Origin of the sequence: Vibrio sp. CDRSL-10 TSBA (assembly GCA_039696685.1) — a bacterium.
Taxonomy (GTDB): Bacteria; Pseudomonadota; Gammaproteobacteria; order Enterobacterales; family Vibrionaceae; genus Vibrio.
In genome coordinates this window covers 2,910,934-2,924,198 of sequence record CP155566.1, presented here as the reverse complement: position 1 = coordinate 2,924,198, position 13,265 = coordinate 2,910,934, and the positions used below count along the sequence as shown (strand labels likewise).

The 13,265-nt window shown below is 52.0% G+C and carries 8 protein-coding genes and 2 pseudogenes; 6 read left to right on the top strand and 4 right to left on the bottom strand.

Going from position 1 to position 13,265, the window contains the following annotated elements:
• Positions 1 to 89 precede the first annotated feature (89 nt).
• Together ABDK09_21235 and eno are read left to right on the top strand one after the other, a co-directional pair.
• On the top strand, positions 90 to 1,727 hold the full coding sequence (locus ABDK09_21235) for a CTP synthase (protein ID XAW89276.1): 1,638 nt from the start codon (positions 90 to 92) through the stop codon (positions 1,725 to 1,727).
• Between the two features lie 77 nt (positions 1,728 to 1,804).
• Positions 1,805 to 3,106 (top strand): phosphopyruvate hydratase, encoded by a 1,302-nt coding sequence (gene eno, locus ABDK09_21230; GenBank protein ID XAW89275.1) that lies wholly within the window; start codon positions 1,805 to 1,807, stop codon positions 3,104 to 3,106.
• 111 nt (positions 3,107 to 3,217) lie between these two features.
• Here eno and ABDK09_21225 read toward each other — a convergent pair whose 3' ends face one another.
• On the bottom strand, positions 3,218 to 4,432 hold the full coding sequence (locus tag ABDK09_21225; protein ID XAW89274.1) for a multifunctional CCA addition/repair protein: 1,215 nt from the start codon (positions 4,430 to 4,432) through the stop codon (positions 3,218 to 3,220).
• Positions 4,433 to 4,521: 89 nt separating this feature from the next.
• Between ABDK09_21225 and ABDK09_21220 the strand changes: the two genes are divergently transcribed.
• Positions 4,522 to 6,117 (top strand): AAA family ATPase, encoded by a 1,596-nt coding sequence (locus ABDK09_21220; GenBank protein XAW89273.1) that lies wholly within the window; start codon positions 4,522 to 4,524, stop codon positions 6,115 to 6,117.
• Positions 6,117 to 6,974, top strand: coding sequence for a general secretion pathway protein GspB (locus ABDK09_21215; GenBank protein ID XAW89272.1), 858 nt, complete (start codon positions 6,117 to 6,119; stop codon positions 6,972 to 6,974). The genes ABDK09_21220 and ABDK09_21215 overlap by 1 nt, the downstream gene beginning before the upstream one ends.
• 73 nt (positions 6,975 to 7,047) lie before the next feature.
• Here the strand turns inward: ABDK09_21215 and ABDK09_21210 are convergent, their stop codons facing one another.
• The 3 genes and pseudogenes from ABDK09_21210 to ABDK09_21200 all read right to left on the bottom strand — a co-directional run bounded on the left by ABDK09_21210 (position 7,048) and on the right by ABDK09_21200 (position 9,906).
• Positions 7,048 to 7,656: a TIGR04211 family SH3 domain-containing protein gene (locus ABDK09_21210; protein XAW89271.1), complete on the bottom strand. Its 609-nt coding sequence runs from the start codon at positions 7,654 to 7,656 to the stop codon at positions 7,048 to 7,050.
• A gap of 164 nt (positions 7,657 to 7,820) precedes the next feature.
• Positions 7,821 to 9,081: pseudogene (locus ABDK09_21205) on the bottom strand (inorganic phosphate transporter).
• 143 nt (positions 9,082 to 9,224) lie between these two features.
• Positions 9,225 to 9,906: pseudogene (locus ABDK09_21200) on the bottom strand (TIGR00153 family protein).
• Positions 9,907 to 10,111: 205 nt separating this feature from the next.
• On the opposite strand from ABDK09_21200, the gene ABDK09_21195 reads away from it, so the two are divergent.
• Together ABDK09_21195 and ABDK09_21190 are read left to right on the top strand one after the other, a co-directional pair.
• Positions 10,112 to 11,629, top strand: coding sequence for an inorganic triphosphatase (locus ABDK09_21195; GenBank protein XAW89270.1), 1,518 nt, complete (start codon positions 10,112 to 10,114; stop codon positions 11,627 to 11,629).
• A 301-nt stretch (positions 11,630 to 11,930) separates the two neighbouring features.
• On the top strand, positions 11,931 to 13,187 hold the full coding sequence (locus ABDK09_21190) for a methyl-accepting chemotaxis protein (protein ID XAW89269.1): 1,257 nt from the start codon (positions 11,931 to 11,933) through the stop codon (positions 13,185 to 13,187).
• Positions 13,188 to 13,265: the final 78 nt, after the last annotated feature.

Sequence of the window (13,265 nt, the reverse complement as noted above, 5' to 3'; positions counted from 1 at the left end):
TCACGTTGTGGCGATAAATGGGTTCTGGTATAGTTTCGTCCCGTCCAGAAGAAATCCATTTCCCTCATTCAACCAATTTCAGGTTAAACATGACGACAAATTATATTTTTGTTACTGGCGGGGTTGTATCCTCTCTAGGTAAAGGTATTGCGGCAGCATCCCTTGCGGCGATTTTAGAAGCTCGTGGTCTTAAAGTGACCATGATGAAGCTTGACCCTTACATCAACGTTGACCCAGGCACAATGAGCCCAACTCAACACGGTGAAGTGTTCGTCACGGAAGATGGCGCAGAAACTGACCTAGACCTTGGTCACTACGAACGTTTTATTCGTACCAAAATGACCAAGCGCAATAACTTCACCGCAGGTCGTGTTTACGCCGACGTTCTTCGTAAAGAGCGCCGTGGTGACTACCTGGGTGCCACTATTCAGGTTATCCCTCATATTACTAACGCGATCAAAGATCGTGTGATTGCCGGTTCTGAAGGCCACGACGTTGCGATCGTCGAAGTAGGCGGTACCGTTGGTGATATCGAATCTCTGCCATTCATGGAAGCGATCCGTCAGCTGGCGATCGAAGTAGGTCGTGAGCACGCGATGTTCATGCACCTGACTCTGGTTCCTTACCTGGCAGCGGCTGGCGAAGTGAAAACCAAGCCGACCCAACACTCTGTTAAAGAACTTCTGTCGATTGGTATTCAGCCAGACATTCTGGTATGCCGCAGCGATCGCATGATCCCGGCGAACGAGCGTAAGAAGATTGCTCTGTTCTGTAACGTTTCAGAAAAAGCCGTTATCTCAATGAAGGACGTAGATTCGATCTACAAGATTCCTCAGCTGATCCGTGCTCAGGGTCTGGATGATCTGGTTTGTAACCGTTTCGGTATCAATGCGCCTGAAGCTGACCTGTCAGAATGGGAACAGGTGATTTACGAAGAAGCCAATCCGACTGACGAAGTCACCATCGGTATGGTAGGTAAATACACCGAACTGCCAGATGCATACAAGTCTGTGAACGAAGCACTTAAGCATGCCGGTCTGAAGAACCGTCTGAGCGTCAGCATCAAATACGTTGATTCACAAGACATCGAAACGAAAGGTGTTGAGATCCTGGAAGGTCTTGACGCTATCCTGGTACCAGGTGGCTTCGGTGACCGTGGTATTGAAGGCAAGATCCGTGCGGCGCAGTACGCACGTGAAAACGAAATTCCTTACCTGGGCATCTGTCTGGGTATGCAGGTTGCACTGATCGAATACGCGCGTAACGTTGCGGGTATGGAAGGTGCACACTCGACCGAATTTAACCAAGACACCAAATACCCAGTGGTTGGCCTGATCACTGAATGGGTAGACAGCGAAGGTAACGTCGAAGAGCGTACTGAAGCGTCAGATTTGGGTGGTACGATGCGTCTGGGTTCACAACTGTGTCACCTGGCGGAAGGTTCTAAAGCGTACGAAATGTACGGTAGCGCGACGATTCACGAACGTCACCGTCACCGTTACGAAGTGAACAACAACCTTCGTCCACAAATTGAAAAAGCAGGTCTGAAAGTGTCTGGCTTGTCTGCGGACAAGAAACTGGTAGAAGTAATTGAGAACCCGGCGCACCCATGGTTCGTAGCGGCTCAGTTCCACCCAGAATTCACCTCAACGCCTCGCGATGGTCACCCATTGTTTGAAGGCTTTGTAAAAGCTGCAGGTCAGTTCCAGCGCGGTGAATTGAAGTAAAAGGATACGGGTAGCGGCGTAAGTTGTGCGGCTACCCTTTTAGTTTTGACATTTAAATTCAATGAGAGGAAACATTAATGTCTAAGATCGTTAAAGTTCTAGGTCGTGAAATCATCGACTCACGTGGTAACCCAACTGTTGAAGCTGAAGTACACCTGGAAGGCGGTTTCGTAGGTATGGCAGCTGCTCCATCTGGTGCATCTACTGGTTCTCGTGAAGCTCTTGAGCTACGTGATGGCGACAAATCTCGTTTCCTGGGTAAAGGCGTTCTTAAAGCAGTTGGCGCAGTAAACGGCGCAATCGCTGACGCACTAGTTGGTAAAGATGCTAAAGATCAAGCAGCTATCGACCAAGTGATGATCGACCTGGACGGCACTGAAAACAAATCTAACTTCGGTGCGAACGCTATCCTGGCTGTTTCTCTGGCGAACGCGAAAGCAGCAGCTGCAGCGAAAGGCATGCCTCTGTACGAGCACATCGCTGAACTGAACGGCACTCCTGGTCAATTCTCTATGCCTCTGCCTATGATGAACATCATCAACGGTGGTGAGCACGCAGACAACAACGTTGATATCCAAGAATTCATGATTCAACCAGTTGGCGCGAAAACTCTGAAAGAAGCACTGCGTATCGGTGCTGAAGTGTTCCACAACCTGGCTAAAGTACTGAAAGCTAAAGGTCTGAACACTGCAGTTGGTGATGAAGGCGGTTTCGCTCCTAACCTGGAGTCTAACGCAGCAGCACTAGCAGCAATCAAAGAAGCAGTTGAGCAAGCGGGATACGTTCTGGGTAAAGACGTGACTCTGGCTATGGACTGTGCAGCTTCTGAGTTCTACAACAAAGAACAAGGTATCTACGACCTGAAAGGCGAAGGTAAAACTTTCACTTCAGAAGAGTTCTCTAAGTACCTGGAAAGCCTGGTTGCAGAATACCCAATCGTTTCTATCGAAGACGGTCTGGACGAGTCTGACTGGGACGGCTTCAAGTTCCAAACTGAACTGCTGGGCGGAAAAATCCAGCTGGTTGGTGACGACCTGTTCGTAACTAACACTAAGATCCTGAAAGAAGGTATCGAGAAAGGCGTAGCTAACTCTATCCTGATCAAGTTCAACCAGATCGGTTCTCTGACTGAAACTCTGGCTGCTATCAAGATGGCTAAAGATGCAGGCTACACTGCAGTTATCTCTCACCGCAGCGGTGAAACTGAAGATGCAACTATCGCTGACCTGGCGGTAGGTACTGCAGCAGGCCAAATCAAAACTGGTTCTATGAGCCGTTCTGACCGCGTTGCTAAGTACAACCAACTGATCCGTATCGAAGAAGCACTGGGTGAACGTGCTCCTTTCAACGGTCTGAAAGAAGTGAAAGGCCAAGCTTAATCTTAAGCTCAGCTTAAACGCTTAAAAAAGCCCCGCAGTGCGGGGCTTTTTGCGTTGTATGGGATGGGTATTCGGTTGAGCGCTCGACCCCCGATCTGACCTTAAGGCGGGTCAGCCGGCATTCTGGATCGCATCCACCCGGCGTTTATCTAATTCTTCGCGAATCGCCGGTCCTTTAAAGCCACTTTGAATCACCTGTTGCACATCCACCGCTTTGGCGGCTACATAGGCGCGCAGTAAAATATCGCGCTGCGGATACGGTTTGTCTTCCAGTCCGAGACGGCCGCGATGATCCGCTTCACAGCACAGCAACACCTCATCCAGGCGCTCCGGTTTACGCCAGACATCGAGACGATTGAAAATCTTCAGTTTAGTCGCGGCTTTGAGCTCGGCGGCACGATGGACATTGGAATGCTGGGCACAGACCGCCAGCGCCAGATCGCGGTATTCATTCGGCACCCGTACCCGGGCGCATAACTGTTCGATCAGTTTCAGACCGGTGTGGCAATGCAGCTTATGGCTCGGCCACTCTTTTTCTGGTGTCACTGCTTTACCGAGGTCATGTACCTGGGCGGAAAAGCGCACCGTCAACGCTTCTGACAGGCGTGATGCCTGCTCGGCGACCATCAGGGTGTGAACACCTGTATCAATTTCCGGATGCCATTTTTCCGGTTGCGGAACGCCAAACAGGGCATCGAGTTCCGGCAGTACCACTGCCAGAGCTCCGCAGTCACGCAGTACCTGAAGAAAGACCTGCGGGCTTTGGGTCGACAGGGATTTATGCCACTCCTGCCACACGCGCTCCGGAGTCAGGTGACTGAGCTCACCGCTGGCGCTGATGGTCTGCATCAAAGCCAGTGTCTCGGGCGCCACCTGAAAACCAAGGTGAGCCAGTTTGGCCGCAAAGCGAGCTACGCGCAGCACGCGCAGCGGATCTTCGACAAACGCCGCTGAAACATGACGCAGCAGGCGCTGCTCAATATCACGCTGGCCGCCATAGGGATCAATGATGGTGCCGTCGGTATCCTGAGCCATGGCATTAATGGTCAGATCGCGGCGCTGCAGATCCTCTTCCAGCGTGACATCCGGCGCATAGTGGCAGGCAAAACCGGTATAGCCGCTGCCGGTTTTACGTTCGGTACGTGCCAGCGCATGTTCTTGTTTGGTCCGCGGATGCAGAAAGACCGGGAAGTCTTTTCCGACCGCCTGAAACCCGGCTTGTTGCATTTGTTGCGGGCTGCTGCCCACCACCACCCAGTCTTTGTCATATACTGGAAGCTGAAGCAGCTGATCGCGGACAGCGCCGCCAACGAGATAAATTTGCACCACCAGACCTCAATATTTACGTTTATTGCGTTGGATAATCATAGTCATAATGATACTTTGCGCCTAACCACATTCAAAGAGACGACATCATGTATCCAGAATTTTTTGGCCTGATCGAACATCCTTTTTCCATCGTGCCTAATTCTCGGTATCTGTACCTCAGCCAGCGCCATAAAGAGGCTATGGCCCATCTGCAGGCCGGGCTGGGGGATGGCGGTGGCTTTGCCATGCTGACCGGTGAAGTGGGGACGGGCAAAACCACGGTCGCGAAGGCGATTCTGGCCGGTTTACCCGCCCATACCCGGGCCGGGTTTATTCTCAACCCGACCTTCTCAGAGCGTGAACTGCTGGAAGCAATTTGTGATGAATTTGCTATTCAGTATCCGGCTCAGGCGACGCTGAAACAGCTCAGCCAGGTGTTGTATCAGTTTCTGCTCAATGAATACGCCAACGGCATCCAGGTTCTGTTGGTGATTGATGAGGCGCAGCATCTCGCCCCGGATGTGCTTGAACAGTTGCGTCTGCTGACTAACCTGGAAACTGAAAGCCGCAAGCTGCTGAAAGTGTTGCTGATTGGCCAGCCTGAGTTGCAGTTCAAATTGCAATTGCCGCAGTTGCGTCAGCTCGCTCAGCGTATCACCGGCCGCTATCATCTGCTGCCTCTCGATGAGAGTGAAACGGCACACTACATTCGCTTTCGCCTCCAGCAGGCAGGCGGTGACGGTAATCTGTTTTCGGCGCGCGGGGCGAAATGGATAGCCCAGCAAACCCATGGTATTCCGCGTCTGATTAACCTTGCCTGCGATGCGGCATTAAAGAATGCCTACCAGGCGGGCGAGCGCAGCATCAGTCTGGAGCGGGTCAAACAGGCCTGTACCCAGGTGATGAGTTTCCAGTCGACCGTTTACCAGCCGCAGAGTGCACCTCAGGCGCGTCGTTTCCATCTCGCTGGTGTGATGTCAGCCCTGGTCGGTATCGGGGCAGCGGCTGCCATTGCTTACTGGCTGCCGCCACTGATTAATCAGCAGATAGAGCAGCAGTGGCCGCTACCAGCACCAGCTGAGGCTTCTCAGCAGGCGGTTTTCCCACAGACAGTGGAAGATGCGTTACGCCAGTCTACAGACCGTGAGCAGGCGGTGAGAGCGTTATACGCGGTATGGGGTTATGAAGCGTCGGTGATCGAAAGTTTCTGTCAACGCTCGGCGTCTTCACTACTGGAGTGTGAGCAGAATATGGGCGACTGGCAGACTCTGGAGCAGCTCGATCTGCCGGTGGTGCTGACCTTAAGTCTGCGCGGTTTGCGCACTTATGCCGTGCTGTATCATCTGCAGGGCCAGCAGGCTGACCTGCTTATCAATCAGCAGCGCGTGCGCCTGGATCGCAAATGGATTGAGCCGCTGTGGCAGGGCGAATATCGGGTGGTGTGGCAGCCGTCTTTCTACCAGACGCTGCGCAGCGGGATGCGCGGCGATGATATCACCTTACTGGATCAGAAATTATCTCGTCTGCTCGGCGAGCCGCAGCGTCGCAACGTGGTGCTGTTTGATAAAGAGGTAAAACGCAAAGTGGAAGTCTTTCAGCGCTGGCAAAATATGCAGGTGGACGGGATTGCCGGACGACAGACTCTGCGTCAGCTTGATCTGATGACGCAGCAGGACGGGCCGCGGCTTATGGAGGCGCAGTAATGTCACAAGTGATGAAAGCGCTGCAGCGCTCAGAGGCCAGCCATCAGCAATACAGCGCCCAAGCAGCGCAAATGATGTTGCCGGATACAGCCCGTCGGCAGCGTGGTTTTCGCTGGTATCATGCTTTGTGGTTGCTGGTGCCGGGCATTGCCACGATGGCGGTGGTCGCGGTGCAGAGTTATCAGCATCAGCAGGCGCGGATCGCGGCGCTCGGGGATAACACCCCGGGTGTGGTTCAGGTGCCGGCCAGTTTCGAACAGCTTGATTATCCGGATTTCGGCCCGCTGGCCCGCAGCGAAGTTGAAGTGCCCGAGTTTGACGAATCAGCCGCTGCCGCTGACGAACTGATGGTAAGTGAGTCCGGTGGCGCCAATCAGTCTGAAGAGTCTGAGCCGGTTGCCTTAGCGTCTGCGGCGAATCAGGTTCCGCTGACCAGCAATAGTCGTCGTCTGACTGCGGCGCAAAGTGAGGCTGAGATGGACCGTCAGAACCAGCAGGCGCTGCGTTCACTCGACCTCAGCCAGTTATCGCCGCAGATGGCAGCGCGGGTTGAATCGGTTCTGCAGCAGGATGACACAGCCGCCGCGCAGCAAAACGAGCACCATGACGAAGATGCGATTGCCCTGATTCAGCACAGCAATGAGTTCAGCGGCTATCTGCCGGCGATGAACTTCCAGACTCATGTTTATGCCAGTAACGCGGTTAAACGCTGGATTAAAGTCAACGGGGTGGAATATCAGGAAGGGGATAAGATTTTCGATAATGTGCAGCTTGTGGCGATTAAGCCGCAAAGCACGATTATCCTGTTTGGTCAGCAACCAATAGAGATCCCGGCGCTGTACGACTGGCGTGGTTGATGGCGCACCAACGGTGAGTCAAAAAAACGGTCACTGCATAGTGACCGTTTTTTTTAAATCATGATTTTAGCACTTAAGCCCAGCCGGCCGGGTTGCGTTTACGGCGCGGGATAATGTGCGGCAGGATAAGACCCAGCAGCAGGCCGATACCGGCGACACCACCACCGTACATAAAGTACTTCAGCAGCAGGTCTTCTTTCTGGGTATCCAGTTTGGCGCGCAGCTCACGGACTTCGCTCTGCGAGGTGGTCAGCTGTTTGCTGATGTCGCTGTAGTTCTTCTCCAGCTCCGCAATTTGTTTATTGCGAATTTCCAGTGAGTCGACCAGGCCGGCTTTTTCACTGTCGGCAGTCTGACGCGCGTTAGCCAGTTTGCTTTTCACATCGGTCAGCTCTTTTTCCAGCTGAGGCAGGCGTACCGCCATACTGACATCGCGCGTGATAAAGCGGCTTTCTACCCAGCCGGTACGTCCACGCTCGTCGACGATCTGGCTGAATTCAGTCTCTTTATTCTGGCTAACTAATTTCACTTTCTCACCGGCATCTACACTACCGATAATTCGATACTGGTTGCTAGGACCTGAATGCATGTAGGTAAATAGTTTGTCCGCGATATAGCGGTCTTGTGCAAACGTTGGTGCGGCCAACATGGAAAATAGCACCATGCAGATCAGTTTTTTCACGGTAAATCCCTTGTTATGACGAGTTTGGCGTGGGTAGCCGTTGTGTTTAACTGTCGATAGTAAGAATTTTCATTAAGCGGTGCAACAAAGAAGGGAGGCAAAGCCTCCCTTTCTGTGCGTTTGAGTCAATAATGACAAAGCGCTTACAAACGGCTGACCGGCGTTTAGCCGAACACGCCCTGAATCGCGTAGAAGAATACCACTGCCAGCAGGGCGCCTGCCGGTAGGGTTACGATCCAAGATGCCACAATGTTGCGAACCACACCCAGGTTCAGAGCAGCGATACCGCGGGCAAAACCTACCCCGAGAACCGCACCCACCAGAGTCTGAGTGGTTGAGATTGGTAAACCGGTACCTGAAGCCAGAACCACAGTTGAAGCGGTTGCCAGCTGAGCGGCAAAGCCGCGGCTAGGGGTCAGTTTCTGTGATACCTGTACCCACAGTTGCCATCACTTTGTGGCCCAGAGTGGCCAGACCGACCACGATACCAAAACCACCCAGCGGCAGAATCCACCATGCAATTGCGCTTTTCGCACCCACTTCACCCAAGCTGGTGACTGTGGTGACTACCGCAGATAGCGGGCCAATCGCGTTGGCGACGTCGTTTGAACCGTGCGCAAATGCCATCGCACAGGCGGTGATAACCATCAGGACGCTGAAGATACTCTCTACGCCGGCGAAGCTATGGTCGTCATCACGGTTGGCAAAGCGTTTCTTGATGTAAAAATAGCCGCCGACCATGACGATAGCCGAAACCGCAGCCGCAGATAGCCAGGCTTCAGTGCCGGTCAGGTGCAGGCCGACGTGTTTCAGGCCTTTTTTGATGGTAACCAGTGCAATCACCATAGTCGTGATAAACATGTATACCGGCACAAAACGTTTTGCATTAATCAGCGGATCTTCGGTATCGAAAATCAGGCGTTGGGCACTGACAAAAATAATATAAGCAAACACACCGGCGATAATCGGTGTAATGATCCAGCTACCGACAATGCCTTGTACTGAGTGCCAGTCAACCGCTTCGGTACCCACAGACACACAGGCAAAACCGATGATGGCACCGATAATTGAGTGGGTGGTGGACACTGGCCAGCCCATGTAAGAGGCAAGCAGCAGCCAGGTACCGGCTGCCAGCAGTGCTGACATCATGCCGTAGACCAGAACTTCTGGCTGACCGGCAAACAGAGAGGTTTCGATAACGCCTTTACGGATCGTTTCGGTAACCTCACCACCTGCCAGGTACGCACCGGCAAATTCAAAGATCATCGCGATAATGATGGCTTGTTTTACCGTTAGTGCTTTGGAGCCAACGGAGGTGCCCATTGCATTCGCAACGTCATTTGCACCAATACCAATCGCCATTAAAAAACCGAAGATCGCCGCAACAATAATCAGGATAGTGCCGTAGTTCGCAAGGATATCCATCGTAATACCTAGTTGTTTATAACAAGCGGAGCGGATTCGAATCGCGCTTTTCAGGCACGAGTTGACCCCTTCAGCGAGGAAATACTCTACGCCTAATCCATGGTGTTCGAATACTGCTCTTAGTTATGTGTTTACTTTATGATTTAAGAACGAGATAGCATCAGTTTCCAGACGAGCGCCTACACGCTGAGCCTGGTCGGCGATGCCGCCTACCCATTCAAAGATTTTGTACAAGAACATGACATCGATAGGGTTCATATCAGATTCGAGCGCCAGCAGTTGCTGACGCAGACGGATCTGCATGGCATCGGTATCATCTTCAATCACATCCAGTTGGTGGATCATTTCAGCCACTAGCGTGACTTCACGGCCTTTAAAGCCGGTTTCCAACAACTCATCGAGCTCATTGATGACCTTTTGTGCCTGGTTTGCAGCATCAAGACAGCGGCGCACGTAAGCAATAAAGTTTTCTTGAAGAGGCTCTGGAATTCTGAGTTGACGACCGTAGACACGGCCTGCGATGTCCTTCGCAAGGTTGGCCAGTTTGTCTTGTTGAGTCAAAAGCTCCAGCATGTCGGTACGATCGACAGGCAAAAACAAACCGCGAGGAAGTTTAAGGCGAATTTCGCGTTTTAACACATCAGCTTCTTTCTCAAGATGAGAAATCTGTGCGCGGATTTCACCGGCTTTCTCCCAGTCACCTTTCGCACAAACTTCGAAGAAGTTGACCAGATGAGAGCAGCATTCATTCACACACACGACGTGGCGTTGCAAAGGCTTAATAGGGGACTTTGCAAATAACCCCATGATTGTATTTAGTGGCATGGTCATTCAACCTAATAGCTATAACCTATAAAGAACATACACCATTGTATGGCGAAATGTTGAACGTTGGCTATAAAGGCGCGCATGGTAACCCATTAAGTTATGCATTTAAACTGTTTTAGATCATGTGATGGCGGATATTTGTCACTTGCTCAGTCGCCTATTAGGCAATATCCTGTCGCTATCTGCTGCGAAAGGTATAACTATGGAAACCGAGATAGAACTGAAGTTTTTTGTTTCTCCAGAATTTTCAGAGGTTTTACTGGAAAAAATTTCTGAAACCAAAGTACTTCAGCATCGTTGTCGTGAGTTAGGAAACACCTATTTTGACTCACCCGACAACTGGTTGCGTCAACACGATATTGGACTTCGTATCCGCCGTTTTGATGATGTGTATGTGCAAACGGTAAAAACCGCCGGACGTGTGGTGGCCGGTTTGCACCAGCGTCCTGAATACAACGCTGAACATAACAGCAATGACCCTGATTTATCCCTTCATCCTGCTGATATCTGGCCAGAGAATCGTGATATTGCGACTCTGCAGTCGGAACTGGTGGCTCTGTTCTCCACTAATTTTAACCGCGAACAATGGTTGATCGGCATGCCGGATGGCAGCCAGATTGAAGTGGCGTTTGACCAGGGGCTGGTGATTGCCGGTGACAGTGAAGATCCGATTTGTGAGGTTGAACTGGAGCTGAAATCCGGTCAGACCGATGCACTGTTTACCCTGGCTCGCCAGTTGTGTGATCAGGGCGGTATGCGCCTTGGCAACCTGAGTAAAGCGGCGCGTGGTTACCGTCTGGCTGCGGGCTATCAGGGCGATGAAGTTAAACCGCTGACTCTGGTCAACACTCAGGCACAAGACACGGTTGAGACCTGTTTTATCCAGTCTCTCGAGCATGCGTTATCGCACTGGCATTATCATGAACAGATTTACACTGAGCGGGACTCGGTCGAGGCGTTGCATGAAATCAGCCACGCGATCAGCTTTATTCGTCAGGTACTGGCGGTGTTTGGCGGGATTGTGCCGCGCCGTGCCAGCGCCATCCTGCGCCAGGAATTAAAATGGCTGGAAGGCGAGCTGAGCTGGCTCAAACAATACGACTACCTCGAAGAGCTGCTGGAAGATAAAGGCTATGCTCTGCGCAAACTTGATGCGCGCAAGTTCCTGATCAGCGAGCTCAAACAGTTGCAGCAGGCACTGCCGCAACGGGATGAGATCCTCAAGCTGCTCAACTCTGCCCGCTACACCGGGGTATTGCTCGACTTAAGCCGCTGGATTCTGACCCGGGGCTGGCAGCCGTTCCTGGATGAAAAAGCGCGCGACAAAATGGCGCTCAATATCCATCACTTCTCAGTCAAACAACTGGAACGTACCTGGGTTGAGCTGCTGGAAGCGTTTCCGCCTGAGCGTCAGTTGTCGAGTCAGGAATATATCGATCAGCAATATCGTCTGATGCGCAGTCTGTATACCGGCATCAGTTTTGCTGCGTTGTTCGATGAAGAAGAGCGTCAGGCATTCCGGATGCCATGGGCTGACTTGTTGCATGGGATTGATGACCTGCTGACCCTCAAGCCGCTTGAGGTACTGGTCGAAAAACTGGCCCAGGATGAGCGTGAGCAACTGCAGCGCTGGCTGATCCGGCAGGAAAACTCGATTCTGCACGCCATGGAACAGACCCGGATTATCGGGGTTGAAACGCCGCCATACTGGCGTGACTAAAATTAAGTGAATGTAAAGGGATGCTGTCGGCATCCCTTTTTTGTTGTCTTGTCATCAGATCTGAGTGGCAAAAGCATTGAAGAAGTCGACACACCAGCCGATAAACAGGGAACAGACAGCGAAAATCGGTTGCGATCACAATACACAGATAAAAGTGTGAATACGCGACTGTAAGCACATGCGAAGTGTATCATTTTTGATACCATCTCTTTCATACGAAGCGCAAAATAAATCAATTGGCGGTGTTTTTTGCACGGCCGGCTTTTTGAGAACGACGATAAAACCTAGTGGAGAACTGAGCATGGCGAAGATGGCTTTTAAGCCTTGGGAGCGTTTGATCACCGATGTCCGTCTGGTCCCTAAGATGGTGATGCTGATGGTCTTCAGTACGATTTTGATCATTGCCAAGCAGTTGTGGGATGCCAGCACGTTTTATAATGCCCTGTTGGCGGCAACCCAGAACGTTGAGGTGGCCCAGCGCCATTATGATGATTATCTGGTGCAGGTTGCCTGGCAGACCGGCCTGATGATCATTGTCTTTGTGGTGTTACTGCTGTTTGCCGCGCGCACTATGCTGCGTCAGACCCTGTATCTGAGTGAGTCAATTAAACAGATGGCGAGCCGCGATCTGTCTGAGCCGATCGCGATGAACTGTAAAGATGAATATGGCGATGTGGCTCGTGAACTGGAGAAAACCCGGCGTCAGTTGCAGGAGCTGATTAAAACTCAGGTCAGTGCCTCGCAGGAACTCACTTCTCTGACCGAAATCATGACGCTGAGTATGGCTGAGACCAAAGAATCGGCCGAAGAAGAGTTTAATGAAATCGATCAGCTGGCTACCGCGATGAGCGAAATGTCCTCGACGGTTCAGACGGTCGCTGAACACGCGCAAAGTGCCTCGTCACTGACTGAAAACGCGTCACACCAGGCCGGTTCAGGTCAGCAATATGTCACCGAGACAATCGGCAAAATGCGGGCGCTGTCGCAAGACATCGCAGCGTCAGCCGATGCGGTTAATCAGGTTGAAGAGCGTGTGGTGTCGATTGGCAGTGTGGTCGGCACGATTCAGGGTATTTCTGAACAGACCAACCTGCTGGCGCTCAATGCGGCGATTGAAGCTGCCCGTGCCGGAGAAGCCGGACGGGGTTTTGCTGTGGTAGCCGATGAAGTGCGTAATCTGGCGCAGCGTACCCAGACTGCGACTGTTGAAATTCAGGAGATGATTTCTCAGTTGCAGAACAGCGCGAACTCCGCGGTGAACCTGATGGAGAAAAGCGTGGTTGAAGCGGCAGAAGGGGTTGAGCTGATTACTAACGCCGGCGGTGAGCTGGACGGTATCGTGCTGCAGGTGCAGCAGATCAACGACATGAATTTCCAGATAGCGACGGCTGCCGGGCAGCAGAGCAGCGTGGCTGAAGAGATGAACCAGAATCTGACCAATGTCCGTGAGCTGGTGGAAGCCTCGGTGACTGTGGTCAGTGAGCTGCTGGAAACCTCGGAGCTGATGCAAACTAATGCCGAGGAACTGGATCGCAAAATCACGGTGTTTAAAGTGTAAACCGGCACCTTGCCGGAGTATGAAAGAACGCTCACTATTGATTAGTGGGCGTTTTTTATTGGCCTAACTCTGTTATAA

What these genes read in the sequence shown, in the direction of transcription:
- ABDK09_21235 (XAW89276.1), top strand. Translation starts at nt 90, where the DNA reads ATGACGACAAATTATATTTTTGTTACTGGCGGGGTTGTATCCTCTCTA.
- eno (XAW89275.1), top strand. Translation starts at nt 1,805, where the DNA reads ATGTCTAAGATCGTTAAAGTTCTAGGTCGTGAAATCATCGACTCACGT.
- ABDK09_21220 (XAW89273.1), top strand. Translation starts at nt 4,522, where the DNA reads ATGTATCCAGAATTTTTTGGCCTGATCGAACATCCTTTTTCCATCGTG.
- ABDK09_21215 (XAW89272.1), top strand. Translation starts at nt 6,117, where the DNA reads ATGTCACAAGTGATGAAAGCGCTGCAGCGCTCAGAGGCCAGCCATCAG.
- ABDK09_21195 (XAW89270.1), top strand. Translation starts at nt 10,112, where the DNA reads ATGGAAACCGAGATAGAACTGAAGTTTTTTGTTTCTCCAGAATTTTCA.
- ABDK09_21190 (XAW89269.1), top strand. Translation starts at nt 11,931, where the DNA reads ATGGCGAAGATGGCTTTTAAGCCTTGGGAGCGTTTGATCACCGATGTC.